This is a genomic window from Robiginitalea rubriflava, assembly GCF_052540725.1.
In genome coordinates this window covers 2,988,164-3,005,903 of the sequence record NZ_CP199309.1, presented here as the reverse complement: position 1 = coordinate 3,005,903, position 17,740 = coordinate 2,988,164, and the positions used below count along the sequence as shown (strand labels likewise).

13 protein-coding genes are annotated in these 17,740 nt (G+C 45.7%); 11 read left to right on the top strand and 2 right to left on the bottom strand.

The features are described from left to right. The first annotated feature begins 350 nt into the window (after positions 1-350). On the top strand, positions 351-746 hold the full coding sequence (locus ACT6NU_RS13550) for an acyl-CoA thioesterase (protein WP_445382209.1): 396 nt from the start codon (positions 351-353) through the stop codon (positions 744-746). Here the strand turns inward: ACT6NU_RS13550 and ACT6NU_RS13545 are convergent. Beyond that, a complete protein-coding gene (locus ACT6NU_RS13545) occupies positions 743-2,032 on the bottom strand; it encodes a dipeptidase (protein ID WP_445382208.1) in 1,290 nt (429 codons plus the stop codon). The genes ACT6NU_RS13550 and ACT6NU_RS13545 overlap by 4 nt on opposite strands. A gap of 146 nt (positions 2,033-2,178) precedes the next feature. On the opposite strand from ACT6NU_RS13545, the gene ACT6NU_RS13540 reads away from it, so the two are divergent. From ACT6NU_RS13540 to ACT6NU_RS13515, 6 genes are read left to right on the top strand one after another with little or no spacing between them, the layout of a single operon-like run. Beyond that, positions 2,179-3,933: an ATP-binding protein gene (locus ACT6NU_RS13540; protein ID WP_445382207.1), complete on the top strand. Its 1,755-nt coding sequence runs from the start codon at positions 2,179-2,181 to the stop codon at positions 3,931-3,933. After that, entirely contained in the window at positions 3,930-4,301 is a 372-nt protein-coding gene (locus ACT6NU_RS13535; protein WP_445382206.1) for a response regulator transcription factor, read from the top strand. The genes ACT6NU_RS13540 and ACT6NU_RS13535 overlap by 4 nt, the downstream gene beginning before the upstream one ends. Positions 4,302-4,307: 6 nt before the next feature. Further along, the gene (locus tag ACT6NU_RS13530; RefSeq protein WP_445382205.1) at positions 4,308-6,833 is read left to right on the top strand and encodes a hypothetical protein; all 2,526 of its coding nucleotides are present in this window, start codon (positions 4,308-4,310) and stop codon (positions 6,831-6,833) included. 8 nt (positions 6,834-6,841) lie between these two features. Further along, positions 6,842-8,269 (top strand): glycosyltransferase family 2 protein, encoded by a 1,428-nt coding sequence (locus ACT6NU_RS13525; protein WP_445382204.1) that lies wholly within the window; start codon positions 6,842-6,844, stop codon positions 8,267-8,269. A gap of 2 nt (positions 8,270-8,271) precedes the next feature. Further along, the gene (locus tag ACT6NU_RS13520) at positions 8,272-10,662 is read left to right on the top strand and encodes a sulfatase-like hydrolase/transferase (RefSeq protein WP_445382203.1); all 2,391 of its coding nucleotides are present in this window, start codon (positions 8,272-8,274) and stop codon (positions 10,660-10,662) included. Further along, a complete protein-coding gene (locus tag ACT6NU_RS13515; protein WP_445382202.1) occupies positions 10,659-11,876 on the top strand; it encodes a YaiO family outer membrane beta-barrel protein in 1,218 nt (405 codons plus the stop codon). The genes ACT6NU_RS13520 and ACT6NU_RS13515 overlap by 4 nt, the downstream gene beginning before the upstream one ends. Before the next feature lie 440 nt (positions 11,877-12,316). Here ACT6NU_RS13515 and ACT6NU_RS13510 read toward each other — a convergent pair whose 3' ends face one another. Continuing rightward, complete coding sequence (locus ACT6NU_RS13510) at positions 12,317-13,180, bottom strand: sigma-70 family RNA polymerase sigma factor (RefSeq protein ID WP_445382201.1); 864 nt, start codon at positions 13,178-13,180, stop codon at positions 12,317-12,319. 174 nt (positions 13,181-13,354) lie between these two features. On the opposite strand from ACT6NU_RS13510, the gene ACT6NU_RS13505 reads away from it, so the two are divergent. The 4 genes from ACT6NU_RS13505 to ACT6NU_RS13490 all read left to right on the top strand — a co-directional run bounded on the left by ACT6NU_RS13505 (position 13,355) and on the right by ACT6NU_RS13490 (position 17,711). Beyond that, on the top strand, positions 13,355-13,861 hold the full coding sequence (locus ACT6NU_RS13505) for a DUF6155 family protein (RefSeq protein ID WP_445382200.1): 507 nt from the start codon (positions 13,355-13,357) through the stop codon (positions 13,859-13,861). A gap of 12 nt (positions 13,862-13,873) precedes the next feature. Next, positions 13,874-14,803, top strand: coding sequence for a 2-hydroxyacid dehydrogenase (locus tag ACT6NU_RS13500; protein ID WP_445382199.1), 930 nt, complete (start codon positions 13,874-13,876; stop codon positions 14,801-14,803). Between the two features lie 116 nt (positions 14,804-14,919). Continuing rightward, entirely contained in the window at positions 14,920-16,434 is a 1,515-nt protein-coding gene (locus ACT6NU_RS13495; protein WP_445382198.1) for a DEAD/DEAH box helicase, read from the top strand. Positions 16,435-16,451: 17 nt separating this feature from the next. Then, complete coding sequence (locus ACT6NU_RS13490) at positions 16,452-17,711, top strand: glycosyltransferase (RefSeq protein ID WP_445382197.1); 1,260 nt, start codon at positions 16,452-16,454, stop codon at positions 17,709-17,711. Positions 17,712-17,740: the final 29 nt, after the last annotated feature.

Below are 17,740 nucleotides of genomic sequence, written 5' to 3'. Positions count from 1 at the left end.
ATTATAGTTGTCAACGGGGTTATGAACACAAGACATACCGGCAATACAGGAAGTTGGTCCTGATTAGTGCCGAATTGGAGTTAGGATCGCCTCCATGGCGCAAAACCCCCTTAACTTTAAAACCAGTGCTCCAGAAACACGAGGGTAAGTGCAATTATCAGTTTTACGATGGCTTGCATTGTTTGTTCTTGTTTAGGTTATTCCAATTTATGATATTAATTATCAGCTCATTATCATTTTATGAAAAGTTTATTTTGAACTTAACAAACTTTAAGATTTCGCAAAAATCCTCGATAATCGAAGTTTCATTTCGGCTTGTGGAAAAGTGAAAATATCTTTGAAAGAAAAAAATGAGATTTCACACCCGGAAATGGGTCAAGCCAGAAGACCTGAACCCAAATGGCACTTTGTTCGGTGGGCGCCTCCTCTCCTGGATTGACGAGGAAGCAGCCCTTTACAGCATTATACAGCTGGAGAATAAGCGAGTGGTCACTAAATATATGTCAGAAATCAATTTTATGAGTTCTGCCGCCAAAGGAGATATCGTGGAGATTGGGATTGAGGTAGTTTCCTTCGGGCAGTCTTCCCTGACCCTGAAATGTGAAGCCCGCAATAAGATGACCAGGGAAACCATCGTTACCGTAGATCAGTTGATAATGGTAAACCTGGACAAAGACGGCGCTCCCAAGCCACACGGGAAAACAGAGATAGAATACGTAAAGGATCGACTAGAGAAGGAAGATTAGTCCTGCCCCCAGCTAGCAGCAATGGCCTGTACCTCGTCCAGGACCCTGAGCAGGTTTCCTCCCCATAGTTTGGCTATTTCCTCTTCGCTATAGCCCCTTTTGACCAATTCCAGGGTTACATTGAAGGTCTGGGAAGCATCCGACCAGCCTTCTATTCCGCCGCCCCCGTCAAAATCGGAGCTGATACCCACATGGTCAATCCCGATAAGATTTACCATATAATCTATATGGTCTGCAAAATCACTTACATTCACCGCAGCTGGCACACCGGTTCGCTGGCTGGCCAGGGAATCTGCCAGTTCCCGCACGCGGGGATAGTTCTCCATATACGCCTCCTGCTGATCGTCTGTTAACTGATTAAATTCTGACCTGCTATACCATTCCAGGCCCAGGGAATCTGCAACCTGGGCTCTCAATTGCTTCATATATTCCGAGCGAAGGGCACTTTTTTCTTCATTCAGGTAGGAGGAAAAGGCAACCGTCTGTACAACACCCCCATTTTCCTTAAGTTTCAATAATTGTTCATCATCCAGATTCCTGCTGTGATTGCAAAGGGCACGGGCCGAAGAGTGGGAGGCAATTAGAGGGGCTTTGGAAAGCTCCAGCATTTGCATGATTGCTTGTTTTGAAGGATGTGAGATGTCAATCATAATACCCAGTCTATTCATCTCAATAACAGCCTTTTTACCCAGCTCACTTAAACCATTGTGTAACCATACGCTGTCTGCTTCCCCCGTATTGGAATCCGAGAACTGGCTGTGCCCGTTGTGGGCCAGGGAAATATAGCGGGCACCCATGTTATGGTAGGCCTCAAACAGACTCAAATCCTCCCCAATGGGATATGCGTTTTCAACCCCTATCATCGCAACTTTCTTTCCGGACTGATGTATCTTACGAACCTGTTCCGAATTAAGCGCAAGCCCGATCTGCTCTGGGGCTATTTCCTCACAGAGGCTGTGAATGGCTTCGAACTTGGACATAGCGTTAGCTGCTGCCCGCTCATACCCGGCTGCATTGAGCGAATCCTGTCCGGTATAAACAATGAACCAGGCCACGTCCAGGCCACCCTCTTCCATTTTAGGCAAATTAACCTGGGTGCCCAGGCGCTGGGTGTAGTTTACGCTATCTGTGAAATTTTTGACATTGATGTCTGCATGGGTATCTATGCTGATGACTTTCTCGTGTATGGACCGGGCTTTTTCCATTACATTTTCGGTATTCTCGTTCTTTTCCTGTCCGCATGCTGCAAGCAGTATTACAAGGGGGAGGAGCAAAGACTTTCTCATTTATAAAAATTTAACCAACAAGTATTAACGGTTTTACAACAGAATTGGAAAGATAGGGAACAAATAATTGTGGGCGGCCAACCAATTACGGATTTTTAGGGGAATAATGTATTTAATCGATAAAAGCCAACCTTTAATCCCCCAAAATGCCGCTTAAATCCAAAGATTTACTTGACCAGATTGAAGACCTGCAACTGGCACTGGAGCACTTTTCCTTTGCGAATATGAAATCCGAAGAGGCTATGCAATTAAAAAGTACTTTTCAGGACTTTCGAAAGCGTCTGGAGGATCAGATCTGGAAACCGGAGGGCAGACTGCCCAGCCCGGCCACGGAAAGTGATTCCCCCAATTCAGAATCCAAAAATGAATCGGCTCTTTTGATTGCCACTGTAAGCCATGAAATGCGGACCCCCCTCAATGGAATTATCGGATTTACAGAATTGCTGGAGGAGGCCAATTTGGGGAAAGGACAACAAGAATATGTAAATGCTATACGTTCGGCTTCCCAGTCTTTATTGGAAATCGTGAACGACCTGCTGGAATATTCAAAATTGTCAGCAGGCCTGGATAAAATTAACAGCATAGCCTTTGAACCGCTACGCCTGATAAATGAAGTCGGGTATTTGTGCCGTACGCTTATTGTTGAATCGGACGTTCATCTGGAAATACAACTGGAATCGGATTTCCCCAGGGTTCTGAAAGGTGATCCTTCCAAACTCTCACAAATCCTGATAAATCTGCTGGGCAATGCCATAAAATACGTTAAGAAGGGCAGGATTACCCTCAGGGTTTCTCATAAAATCAGGGGGCAGCAATGTGAAATGCATTTTTGCATTGAGGACACCGGTGTTGGCATTGCATCCGAGGAGCTCCCTTATATTTTTAATATTTATCACCAGGGAAAGCAACCCATATCTTCAAACAGAAAAGGCCTGGGCCTGGGGCTTTCTATTGTAAAAAAACTAATTGAACAACAAGACGGGAAGGTGTCCGTCAAAAGCCGGCCCGGAATCGGAACTACTTTCAAGCTCGCCATTCCTTACAGCATTGTCCATACAGAGGTTAAAGCAACCCCTGAGGAGAAGACGCTGCCAAAAAAGGAACTGGAAGGGCTTCGGGTATTTGTTTTTGAAGACAACCCGCTTAATCAGAAGCTAATAGAGACCCGCCTTAAATCCTGGGGGTGCCAGGTTACCAGTACCGACCGGGTGGAATACGGGTTAGGCCTATTGAAAAAACTGGAGACAGATATTATTCTGATGGACCTGAGAATGCCCGGAATGGATGGATACCAGGCCAGTGCGCAAATACGAACCCATCAAAACCGAAACATCCGCAAAATTCCAATTATAGCGGTCACGGCAGATTTCACTGCCGAAGATAACCGCCAGTTTACGGAGTCCGGGATCGATGATGTGATCTTAAAACCGTATAGTCCGGATGAATTGTTTTCTAAGCTAAAATTCTATTCCACAAAATCGAACAGTGAAGCCACGGCAACTGAACCAACCCGCCCGGACAGAAGCACAGAGATTACTGGGCATAGCAGGGATATTGACCTGAGTAACCTGCTGGACGAATGTTCCGGGGACCTCGATATGCTGGAAGAGCTTCTGGGACTGTTTGACAATAATATCCTTGAATTTCTGGGAAAGGTGAAATTATTTCTGGAGACCTCAGATTACAAAGGTATTGCCGGTGCTGCCCATAAAGTAAAAGCAGGATTAAAACTAGTGGAAGCAGAGAAACTCGTAGAACTAACTGAAACGATGCATCAACTAGCCAAAACCGGTACAGGCCTGCATGAAATTCGCAGGGCATTCGAGATGTTTATCAATGAATACCCCCTGTTTCATGAAGAAATAAAGACCGCTTTCCAACACTTAAAAGATTCTGAATGAACCCAGGCAAACTACTTCTATTGGCCGACGATGATGAAATGTTATCCACGCTCCTTAAATACCGTCTTGAAAAAGGAGGGTTCCAGGTGGTTCTGGCCAAGGATGGACGGGAGGTGAAAGAATTCCTGAGCCGGCAGTTACCTGATATTATCGTTAGCGATATTATGATGCCTTACTTCTCGGGGATAGAATTACTGGAGTTCCTTCGAAATGAAATGGGCTCCAACATTCCTGTGATTATTGTTTCAACAGCAGGCAATGAATCCAACATTCTGAACGCCTTTGAACTGGGTGCAGATGATTTTATAACCAAACCCGTTAGCCCTTCTGAACTCCTGGTTCGGGTAGGGAAACTCCTGAGAAGCTAATCGTATTTGAAATATACAGTGCTTACATACCAGTTTTTACCCCTTTTGGAACTACCTGTTCTTGAAACGGGCCTCTTATGGAAGCTGTGTATCCTCTTTTCCGGAATAGCGGGACTGTATTTCCTGCTTATTTTCAGGTTGCGTAACCGTATTTCGGCCCGAAAGGAGGCTATTATCCAACAAAAAAGGATGCTGGCACCCATGATCAGTAATTTCCTTTTTTACGAGCAGCAGGCTGATCGGGAGGAGCAGGAAGAGTACATCCGAATGAAAATAGAGATTCGGGAATTACTTAAGAACCCACTGAACCGGGAAGTCATCACAGAAGTTTTGATGGACCTTAAAATGGATGTGTCCGGGGATGCCCGTACAAAGTTGCTTGAACTATATGTGAATCTGGGATTGCAGCAGGACGCCTTTGAGATGCTCAAAAGCAGGCGCTGGGAACGGATATCAAAAGGGATTAATCAACTTGCTGAAATGCAGGTGGTTGAATCCTATATATTCATACGAAAGTTTATCAACCATCGCCGGGGAACTATCAGAAAACAGGCACAACTTGCCACGGTAAGCCTTAATGAGGAGGGGATTAAATATTTCCTGGATAAGGCCCGCTACCAAATCTCCGAATGGCACCAACTGAAGCTCCTGGAAATTCTCAGGCAAAAGCAGGATTATATCCCCCCCAAATTCCATAACTGGCTCACCTCTGAGAATAAAGACGTGGTCCTTTTCAGCCTGAGGCTGATCAGGCATTTCCGCCAAAGCGAGGCAGAAGAATTAATCATCACCCTGCTCAGACATCGTTCGCCCATCATTAAGTACGCAGCCCTGGAATGTATCCGGGATTTTGGTTTTATAAAGGCACGTCCTCATTTAAAAGTATTGTTCAAAAGGTCCGGAGAGGAATTAAAATTGCTGATTCTGGATGTACTGGCACATTTCGGGAATTCAGAAGATGTGGTTTTTCTGAAAGAGAAGGCGGCTAAAGACTGGAATTTTGTGGTTCGAAGCAAGGCCCTCTCTGCCATTAATGCCATAATACCCGGCGCAATTCTCCCTCAAAATGACCTTGAGAAGGGATTTCCCCAAATGGATACCGAGGCAACTGAGCAGGAGGATTTAGAGCCTGATTTGTTAACCGATGCACAACAAACTGCTGTAACAGCCTTCGATGAAGAAGAATTACAAGAACAAAAGCCCGAAAAAATGCATGAGGATCCCCAGGCAGCTACAGAGGCTGATGCTACTAAAGAAGTCAGTGAGGCAGAACAGCCCTGTGAAGATGAAGAACAACCAAATCAGACTGATCCCGTTGCAGCACAGGAAGATGCGCAGAACCCGCAGCCCTGGGATATTGAAGATGAAACCATATTTGATCAGTGCTTTCTGGAAGAATTGAATGAAATCCTATCCCATACTGAAGACGATCCGAACCAGCGGGAACTCCCGCTGGAGTTTTTACCCCTGGTTACCCATAACATCAACCCAACTCCCATGAAACCATCAAACAATCCTGCTGACCACAACCACCTTATGCAAATAGAGGTCATGGACCCGCTCGTGGTGGAACCCGATAATTACAATGAGCAGCTCAGGGAAACACTATCCGGGGATTATCCAGAGCTAGCTGAGATATTTGACCTCAGCTTTATCCCCTGGATAACCAATAAAGCGGAAGCGCTATCTGCAGATGAGGAAACGCAGACTGAAGCAGTAGTGGAGCAGCAAGTGTCGGAAGAGGCGTCTATAGAAGCGGAAACAGCAGTGAACATGCCCCTAAAAGAGATTTCTGAGGCTCAGCCCGTACAATCCATAAGGGAAGAACAGAAGGAAAAAGAGCCATCAGATTCCGGAATAACAGCAGATTCAGCATATGGTGATTCTTCGGTGGTTCCCTCTGAGGAAATCGCAGGGAATACCGACGGGCCTGAACCCGCAGATGAAGCATTTGAAAAGGTTACGGAGCACTCTGAAGAATCCATGGATCCGATTGATTTTATGGATGAAACTTCTCAGGCAGAAGAAGTGGGAAATGAAATGGAGCCAGCAGAACAGCAGATGCCCCATTTTTCAATTTTCCAGGAATATTTCCGGAAATACGATACCGAATCAAAATTGATCATGCTTGATGAAATAGCAGCTATTGGGGAAAGAAAGGAGTTGCTTTTCCTCCAAACCCTGTTTAAGGATCCGAATCGAAAAATAGCGCGCAAAGCCCAAATGGTTAGCCAGCAACTACAAAAGAATCTGAAGGGGCAACTGCAGGCACAGACAAGTTCCGAAACGGCTCAGGTTCCTGAAGAGTCAGTAACGAGCGGAAAGGTGAAAGATAATTCTAATGAAAAAAGGAGGATGCCTAAGCCCGGGAAGGCCGCATCAAGACCATTTGTAAGCGGAGGCCATTTGGATTTCACACCCCATTTTGACCAAACCGTCGCAATTTCAGATTCCCGTGAAGGGCATTCGGTCAAAAGAAACAAAAAAAACAAAAAGAGGAAGCAGAAAAATATTGACTGGCCTCTGATCTGAACCACTGAATGGATACAAATATTTATCAAATATTACTGGAGTATATAAACATCGTTTTCCTGGTGTTTACAGGATTTTTGTTTGTATTCTTTACCCTAATGGGCTATTTATCTGCCCGGAATTCCATCCATTACCGGCACAAGAACAGTTTTGGTGATATCTCCAGAATAATGGGTTCGCCTCTGGCTCCAAGCATTACTATTATCGCCCCTGCATACAATGAAGGCCTAACTATTGTTGAGAACATCCGTTCTCTGCTTTCCCTGCAATACGTCAACTATGAGGTAATGGTCATAAACGACGGGAGTAAAGACGATACCCTCCAGAAAATGATAGAAGCCTATGATCTGGTACGGGCAGACCGCAAAACAGATCCTGACTTAAAATGCAAACCCATCCGGGGGGTCTATAAGTCAAAACATTCCTCCTTCTCCAAGTTAACGGTTATCGATAAGGAAAACGGTGGGAAATCGGATGCGCTCAACGCGGGCATCTTCCTGTCAGAGAGTAAGTACGTAGGCTGTATAGATGTGGATTGCCTGCTGATGCCGGAAGCCTTGTTGCACGTGGTTAAGTCCTTTTCACAAAGATCCAAAAAAAGGGTAATTGCAGTAGGAGGCGTTATCCGGATTGCCAATTCCTGTAAAATCACCGGGGGAACCCTGGAAGCCATCAGACTGCCAAAAAATTGGCTGGCGCGTTTCCAGTTACTGGAGTATACCCGTTCCTTCCTGTTGGGAAGGATGGCATGGGGGCGAATAGACAGCTTGCTGATCATTTCCGGGGCTTTCGGGTTTTTTGATAGGGAGATAGCCCTTTCTGTTGGCGGTTACGATACCGAAACGGTTGGGGAAGACATGGAAATTGTTTTCAGGATGCGCCGGTATATGCATGAGCGCAAACTTCCCTATACCATAGAATACATGCCCGATCCACTCTGCTGGACAGAGGTGCCGGAAGACCTGGGGATTTTCATCAACCAGCGCGACCGTTGGGCAAGGGGCAACCTGGAGACCCTGTACCGACATAAGGATATGTTTTTTAACCCGAAATTCGGCCGCCTTGGGATGCTGAGCTATCCCTATTGGTTCTTTTATGAATGGCTGGCTCCGCTCCTGGAATTCCTTGGTTTTTTCTGTGTATTGCTTTTTATATATCTGGGGATTCTGAATACTGAATTCTTTATAGCCATCACCGCCATGGTTTACGGCTTCGCCATCATGTTCTCATTCTATGCGGTCCTCTGGGAAGTATGGTCCTACAATCAATACACCCGTACCAGGGACATCTTGTTGTTGTTGCTCTGCGCAATAATAGAGCCCATAAGTTTTCATCCTCTTGTGGTCTGGTCTGCAGTAAGGGGGAACTATAAAAAGTTATTTAATATTAAATCTGGCTGGGGATCGCAGGTCCGCAAAGGATTTGCCAAAGCATAATAATGAAGGTAATCAAACTACATACCACCCGCGAATCCAAATATACCCTTCGGGACTACACCCGTCTGGTCTTTGCGTTCTTTGGCTCGCTGGTCCTGATTGCTTTCTACCAGCAATTCAGGCTATATGCCGATGGGGTGCTGGATACGCTATTGAATAAGAACCTCTTGCTTTTATGGTTGCATCACTGCGGTTTTACGGCTATTCTGTCTTTGTTTCTTGTTTTTATTTTCAAGGGACTGGAATCAAAAAAAGCCGGCTGGGGCTTTAAATTTTCCGTTTTGGTTTTTATGGGTGTTCTGCTTCTGGAAGTGTTGCTTACGGAATACTATACGGAACACTACGAAATCCTCGGGAAAGGATTTTTGGAGCGCTACTTGTACTTCGAAAACACGGGCTCCTTTTTGATCCAGGCCTGTATTGGGTTACTGATCCTTGGAACAGCTTTCAGGACATTGTATAAGGTCACGGATAAATTGTATACGGTTATCGGAAAAATGTATCCCTTTACAATCATTCTTTTTACGCTATTCCTCGCCACCCTCTTTTCTGATAAGAAGGAAGTAAACCTGAACAAAACCCAATACCTCTTTACCGATTATTTCAACGAGCTCACCGGTTCAAGGGTCTACAGGGGAGAAGACCCCTATCCGCTCTGGAAGCCCTGGAAGCCATCGTCCAGCCTTCTGAGCAGGCTTGACTGGCCCGAAACGCCTCCTAATATTGTTTTGCTGTCTATTGAAGGCCTCAGCAATGACTTTGTAGGGGAAAAGGCCGCTTTAAGGATTTTCACGCCTTTCCTGGATTCCCTTAGCAGGCAGTCCCTTTATTTGGAAAACCACCTCAGCAATATAAAGGAATCTGCCAATTCACTTCCGGTAATCAGTGCTTCTTTGCCCATGGGGGAGGCAAATTTTACAAAGCTCCGAAACAGTCCGAACCGCCTCAGTCTGTTCGCTATACTAAAAAAGAACGGATATCGCACTGCTTTTCAGTTCGGTGGGAATTTATCATTAAAAGGCTGGGGAAAGTTTTTATTTGAGGAACGGGTAGATGAAATTATCGACCGCAAGTCTTTCGGGAATGACTTTGACGTGCTGCCCGAAGATGCAGCAGTAAGCTCCCTCGGCTATCCGGATACGGAGCTCTACAATCGCTACTTGGATAATCGCATAACCACAGGGGAGCCCCGTTTTGATTATTTCCACAACCTGAGTTCTTCTTTTCCGTACCACTTCCCCAATAAGGAGACGATACTGAAGGAAGTACGGCAAATGCTGGAAAAAAACGATTTTGATTCCAAAAAGAGGCGTTTTATCAGAAGGAATCAGGAACTTATTGCATCCATGCGGTATGCAGACAGAAGCCTGAAGGATTTTATTTCGGCTTTTTCAAAGCGGCCGGAGTACCAGAACACTTTATTGATCATAACCGGATCTCATCATTCCAATGAATTCCCTGCATCAAATACCCTGGAGGAATACAGGGTGCCATTCTTCTTTTTTGGTCCGCTGCTTAAAAAACCAGAAATCATTGAAAATATCAGTTCACATATGGATATTGCACCCGGGCTTTTAGGTAATCTCGGAGAACAATATGGCTTGGAATTACCCGAAAAAGCCTCCTGGCTGGGGCAAGGTTTTGAATTGGACACCCCGGAACGCCCTAAAATGATTCCGCTTTACCGATTTGACGGGAGCTTGCGGGATATGGTCAATGATGGAATTTTCCTGAACGGGAACAGAATCTATAAAGTGGAGGAGGGACTAAAGCTCACGCGTCAGGCTTCAGGGAGCTTAAAAGATTCCATAAAGGACATAGTGAAAGACTTCAGGGCTATCGGCAGCTATGTTACAGCTTCCGATAAGATTATCCCTGCCTCAGCCGTACCCTTTGAGAAAATCTTCATAAAACCGGATAAAAAACAAATGGTATGGATTCAGAGTGTTTTTAACAGCCGGGATTTTGACGATGCCTATACCATTGCCCGTGAATTAGCCCTGGACGGGGACCGGGAAAAAGCTTTGCTTATGTGTAATTACATCCTGACTGAAGTTCCCGGGCATGTAGATACGGAAATTCTGATGGGTCGGATCAATGCCTGGAACGGACAGTACGATGAGGCTATTGCCATCCTGGAACAGGTTGTTCAGAAATATCCGGTCTACGATGATTGTTACTCGGCACTGCTGGATGTTTATTTCTGGTCTGACCAAAACGGCAGGGTCCTTTACCTGAAGCCCTTAATAGACAAGCACATGCCCGGGAATTCAAGACTGAAAGCAAAGATGAAGTTGGCCATGGAGCATTTGGCGAAGCAGCAGGCCAGCGAGGCCTCTGCCGGATCTAAAAAGGAGAGCCAGGAGCTCATTGCCAAAACCACAGAACGATGAAAGGAATAAAAACAATACTTATCGCATTGGCGTTACTGCTAAACCTTCAGGCAAATGCACAGCAGGGGGCTTACGATCCTGACCGTGCCCTGAAGTATGCTCAGGGGCTTGCCTTTGAGGGGCATTATTCAAAAGCCAGGGATACCTTAACCCGCATCCTTTCGGATTATCCGGACTATGCAGACATTGAAAACCTGCTGGCCAAGACCTATAGTTGGGACGGGCAGTATGACCTTGCCCGCAGGCACTTTAACCGGCTCACATCCCGGGAACGCCAGCAGGAAGACATATGGGTAGCAGCTGTTAAAAATGAGTTATTTGCGGGAAATACTTCCATTGCCCTGGGACTCGCCAATAAGGCCCTGATATATCTGGGATCCAGTCCGGAGGTGGAAAATATACGGGAGGACCTATTGTCCCGCTCGTCTGAGAATGCAGAATCCACTGCAGTTCAGGATAGCATTCAAACTGGAAATAGAGGGTATCAAAACTGGATAACCCTAATGAGTGCAGCAGAGGTATTTGATGAATTTTACGATCCCATGCTATACGCTGGGGTTGAATACCAGGGTATTACGGCATATGGAAAGATTATACCGCGGATCAATTACAGCAATCGTTTCGGGGAAAATGGCCTGCAGTATGAAGTCGATTTGTATCCAAAATTCTCAAAAACATTTTATGCTTATTTGAACTATGGGTTTTCAGAGGCCGGAATTTACCCGAATCACCGGGCAGGAATGGAATTGTATGCAAATCTGCCCAATGCACTGGAAGCCTCTGCGGGGGTTCGTTACCTGGACTTCCGTGAAACCCAGGCCATGCTGATTACCGGTTCGTTCGGACTTTATAGGGGAAATTACTACCTGAGCCTGAGGCCTTTTGTAACCCTTATTGATACCAGAGACCCGGGGTTTAGCGGGAGTTTTCTCGCTCGAAAGTACCTGAAGGATCCGCTGCACTTCCTCAGTATTCGCGGCAGTTATGGTTTTAGCCCGGAATTGCGTCAATTGCGATCCGGGGGGACATTGTTAGCCGAAACCGCTTTATTTGTGGAGTCTCAGCAGCTTTTATTGGAATATCAGTTCCATGGGAATTCTTCAAAACAAGCCTACAGGGCAGAACTGGGCCTGAGCAGGCAGGAATATATTTTTGATCCCGGATCTTTTTTCTGGGTTTTCCGTGCGGGATTCAACTTTTTGCTTGGTTTTTAAGCCTGCAATACCACCGTCAGAGGCGAATTGTCAACAAAAAAAAAGGGCTACACCACAAAATATTGGGGAAAAAATATAATAGTACTAGGTTTAGTAGCGTTAAAGATTCATCCACAATCTTAAGCCATTTAACCGATAAACCGATCTTAACATGTTATACGACACCTACGGCGAGGAATATCTGACATTTCTTCGGGAATTGAATGAAATCCTAAGTATAAATGAACTCGCAGAATTGGACTATCTATAGTCTGAGGAAGCGGATAACCCAAATCTCAACAATATGGCAAATCAAAATCAGGACAATGCAGCCTATCTGGATTTTATCCAGAACTTAAATGAAATATTGATGGATTATAATATCAGTCGCTTAAATTGCTCTTAAACTGATATTAATATACTGATAACAGAAGCGGCCCCTGATGAGGCCGCTTTTTTATTTATCCTAAATACGCTTTGAGAAGCTTCGAACGGGAGTGGTGCCGTAATTTGCGTATGGCTTTTTCCCGAATCTGCCGTACCCTTTCCCGGGTCAGATCAAAGGTTTGTCCAATTTCGGCCAGGGTCATCGATTGCTGATCCCCGATTCCGTAGTACAGTTTAACAACATCAGCCTCTCTGGGAGAAAGAGTTTCCAGGGCTCTGTTGATTTCTGTGTTCAGGGACTGCCGCATAAGGGACTTGTCCGGTTTTGGAGATTCCCCGGACCTGAGTACATCATAAAGATTGGAATCTTCGCCCTCTTTCAGAGGCGCATCCATAGATACATGACGTCCTGAATTTTTAATGGATTGTTTTACCTCGCTAACGGTCATATCCAATTCCTTGGCAATTTCTTCAGCAGAGGGTGGTCTTTCATGTGCCTGTTCCAGATAGGAAAAGGTCTTTTTGATTTTATTGATGGACCCAATTTTGTTCAGTGGTAGCCTTACAACCCTTGATTGTTCCGCCAGGGCCTGCAGGATGGACTGCCTGATCCACCATACGGCATAGGAAATGAACTTAAAACCCCTTGTCTCATCAAAACGCTTTGCAGCCTTTACCAAGCCGACGTTTCCTTCATTTATGAGGTCGGGTAGTTTTAATCCCTGGTTTTGATATTGTTTTGCAACAGAAACCACAAAACGCAGGTTCGCTTTCGTTAATTTTTCGAGAGCGGCCTGGTCTCCGGCTTTGATTCTCTGTGCAAGTTCTACTTCTTCATTGGCTGTTATCAGATCTATTTTACTTATATCCTGCAGGTATTTATCGAGGGATTTGGACTCCCGGTTGGTCACCTGCTTGACAATTTTAAGTTGCCTCATGTACGTATTTTGGATTATAGGTTAACATCCTCTCAGTATACACTTTTATTATCATTTTTCCAAAAACAATCAGGAAATCTTATACATTAATTATGAGTAATTTTGAAAACTTTAAGAATTAAATGGTATAATCGACGGATATAATAGGGTATCAATTCCCTATTTATAATAAATATGAGTAAAAGAGCTCTTAAAAAATACCTGGCCGAGCTTGGCCCAGCCGAACTTTCTGAACAAATCCTGGACTTATATGAACGTTTTCCGGTAGTAAAGACCTATTACGATTTTGCATTCAACCCCAAAGAGGATAAATTGATTCAGGAAGCCAAGAGCCGCATAGGGGAGGAGTATTTTCCAAAGAGGAGAAAGAAGGCCAAAGCCCGGCGATCTGTTGCCCAAAAACTGATAAAGCACTACACCACCCTGGGTATGGAGCCTTTCTTACTGGCAGACCTTATGGGGTATAACCTGGAAACGGCCCTCAAATACGAAAAAACCAGGAACTGCCCGGCAGCTTTTTACACAAGTATGTACAAATCATGCCGGGAATGGGTGACTTTTATGGTTCAGGAAGGGGTCTACCCTGAATTTCAAGAGCGCTTTATCAGCTATATGCGGGCCGTTCAAGCCGGTAACTGGCCCAACTCCTATGACTTTGCTGCATTGGAAGAACAACTTTAATACAGGCATCAAATGGCTATTCTCATCCTGCGAAACGATACCAAATCCCAGCAATGGAAAAATGCGCTGTCAGCAGTTGCTTCGGACATCCGGATCTATACCCTCGCTGATGCCTACCCTCCCGAGGAAATAAAAATGGTAGCCGTATGGAAGCATCCCAAAGGATCTCTGAATGCATTCCCAGAACTTCAGGCCATCCACAGCCTCGGTGCCGGGGTGGATTTTATCTTTGAAGATACAGGCATTCCGGCCGACATCCCTATTATTCGGGTGGTAGATCCTTTCCTGGCTGCAGATATGGCAGAATTCGTACTCGCACAGGTAATGGCCAGCCTGAAGAGGTTGCTTGCCTATAAAACCGATCAGCTTCACAAACACTGGAAACCGCAGCCCTATAAGAGAATTAGAGAGGTAAGGGTAGGCATTATGGGGCTGGGGACGTTGGGGAAAGAAACAGCCAGCCTATTGAAAAAATCTGGTTTTGCGGTTAGTGGCTGGACCCGCAGTTCCCATCCTGAGGAGGAAATTCCTTTATTTGCGGGGGAAGCTAAACTGCAACCTTTCCTGAATCAGACCGATATCCTGGTTTGCCTGTTGCCTTTGACCGAGCAAACCCGGGGCATTTTGGGCAAAGATTGCTTTGACCAGCTTCCTAGTGGAGCCTACCTGATCAACGTTGCCCGAGGCCCTCTGGTCAGAGATGAGGAACTGATAGCCGCCCTGGATAAGGGGCATTTGTCGGGGGCCAGCCTTGATGTTTTCCATCAGGAACCCTTACCGGAATCGCATCCCTTTTGGCATCATTCAGGTATTCATATTACCCCTCATATTGCCAGTGTATCCGATCCGGCCTCGGTTGCTCCGCAGATCATCGAAAATTACAGAACAATTTTAAAGGGGGAAGTTCCTGTAAATCAGGTGTCGAGGAAGCTGGGCTATTAATCCTTTCTGAATTCCGGGGTCCGAAATTTCTTCAAAGCACAAAAAACGGCTAGTTTTGCAAAATTAGGCCGGTTATAACGGAATGGCCTGCCGCGAACACCTTAAATACCAATTTTTTGCGTACCAATACCACATACAGCGAAAAAACACTGTACGATTACCAGCTGGAAGACCTCAACAAGATCTTTGCCTGTCTCGAGGAATCCCCGGATAACATAAACCTGCTCTATCAGCTCCCTACCGGAGGAGGGAAAACAGTGGTTTTTTCGGAAATAACCAGCAGATACATTGCCAAACAACAAAAAAAGGTGGTGGTACTGACGCATCGGATCGAGCTGAGTAGTCAAACCTCCAGGATGTTAAGTGGTTTCGGGGTCCGGAACAAGATCATCAACAGCGAAGTAAAGCATTTGGACGAAGAAGAAGATGACCACCAGTGTTTTGTGGCCATGGTGGAAACCCTGAACAACCGATTGCAGGAAAAAGCAATAGAGTTGAAAGGGGTGGGCCTGGTAATTATAGATGAGGCCCATTATAATTCCTTTAGGAAACTCTTCAAATATTTTGAGGATTCCGTGATCCTGGGCGTAACAGCCACCCCCTTAAGTTCGAATATCAAACTTCCGATGAAGGATCATTATAAAAAACTGATCATCGGAGAGTCCATAGAATCACTTATTAAGAAAAAATTCCTGGCCCGGGCAAATATGTACAATTACGATGTAAGCCTGAAATCGCTGAAGTTGGGGATAAGCGGGGACTACACCGTAAAATCTTCCGATAGCCTGTATAGCAACCAGAACATGCTGGGCAAACTGATCGGGGCCTACGAGGAACTCGCCAAAGGCACCAAAACCCTTATTTTCAATAACGGGATCAGTACATCCAAATATGTTTATGAGACCTTTAAGCGGGCCGGCTATCCCATCAGGCACCTGGATAATAAAAATACCGCTTCAGAGCGGAGAGAGATACTGGAATGGTTTTCCAATACCCCTGATGCCATCCTGACTTCCGTAAGCATCCTTACTACTGGTTTTGACGAGCCTTCGGTGGAAACCATTATCCTGAACCGTGCTACCCGTTCCCTTACCCTCTATTTTCAGATGATTGGAAGGGGGTCCCGGATTACGGAAAACAAGGAGGAGTTTAACGTGATTGACCTGGGGAACAATATCGCCCGCTTCGGACCCTGGGATGCCCCGGTAGACTGGCAGGAAATTTTCCACTTTCCGGATTTCTTCCTCGAAAACATCCGAAATGATGAGGAAATTGAAAGGGAGTTTGTTTACGAAATGCCCGATTCGCTCAGGGAAGAATTTAAGAATTCAGAGCAGATAGACTTTGATGTTAAAGCCGAATATAAAAAAGTGTTTGCAGAGGGGAAGAAATCCAAGCTGGTCCTCGAGCGAAGTATAGAGCAACATGCCCGCATTTGCATGGAAAACAGCGAGGATGTTTTTGAGGCGCGTATTCTGGCGAAAAAACTCAAGGAAGAGATCGAGTATCGTATCAAACAGTATTCCTACTGTATCATGAATAACACCAAAAATTACAAGGAATGGTTGCAGGAGGACTATGAGCGTAGATTACGCCTGCGCATTTCACAATTGTTCGCAGCCCGAATGTAACTTTTTTCCCGGCCCGAATGCTTAAAAGATCCAAATTACTGCTGATTGGAAAAACCTGGCCGGAGCCTAGTGCCACTGCTGCTGGTGTGCGCATGATGCAGCTGCTGGGATGGTTTAAAGCCAGGGGATACCGTATAACTTTTTGCTCAGCTGCCACCCGGGGCCCGTATAGCTGTGATCTGGAGGCAATGGGAGTCAGAACCCGGGAGATTGCGCTAAATGATCCTTCCTTGGATCAATTCTTAAAAGAAGAGGGCTTCGATATTGTGGTTTTTGATCGGTTTATGACCGAAGAACAATTCGGATGGCGGGTAATGACGATACTTCCGCAATGCATTCGTATCCTGGATACAGAAGACTTGCATTCCCTCCGCAATAGCCGGGAACAGGCCTTTTTGAATAAACAACAGTGGAACCAAACTCTCTGGACGGCTGACCCTGTTTTTTACCGGGAAATGGCCAGTATCTTCAGGTGTGATTACAGCCTGATCATCTCGAGCTATGAATTACAGGAGTTACAACAAACCTTTCCGGTACTTGCGGAGCGACTGCAATATCTGCCTTTTCAATTTAGTAAACCCAAGGAGTCACAGCCGGGCTTTGAAGCCCGTAAAGACTTTATTTTTGTGGGAAACGGAAAGCACCTCCCGAACCTGGATGCAATAGAGTTGCTGTTGGAAAAAATCTGGCCGGAACTACGCAGTAAAGTACCGCATGCGGAATTGTTTATTTACGGAGCATACCTCCCCGACAGGCTAAAGCGAGCTGCCGTTAAAAAGAATAATCTGCACGTGATGGGCTGGGTGGAAAACCTGGCACCTGTAATGCAGGGGGCAAGGTTGCAACTGGCACCCCTGCGCTTTGGGGCAGGCGTAAAGGGAAAAATACTGCAGGGCCTAAGATTGGGGCTCCCTACCCTGACTACTGCGATTGGGGGTGAGGGAATATACAACGCGGCAACTTCTCGCTTATTGAGTGCGGATACGCCAGAAACCTTTATAGTAGCAGCTGAAAAGCTCTATCGGGATCAGCAGCTATGGGGGCAGGCACTTCATTTGGCCGGCAAGGCTGCAGAAGACCATTTTCAGGCTCCGCAAGTCTTTGGCTCCCAATTCATTGAAAAACTTCAGCAACCCCGGCCCGAATACCCCGGTACGGAAAGCGGCCTGCTGGCCAGCCTGCTAGGTAAAAAAGCTTTTGACAGCAGCCGGTACCTTTCTAAATGGATCAGTGAGAAAAAACAAAAAGGGCCGGTTGAAAGGGAGAATCCGCTATAGCCCTTATATTTATAGTCAATTAGATAACA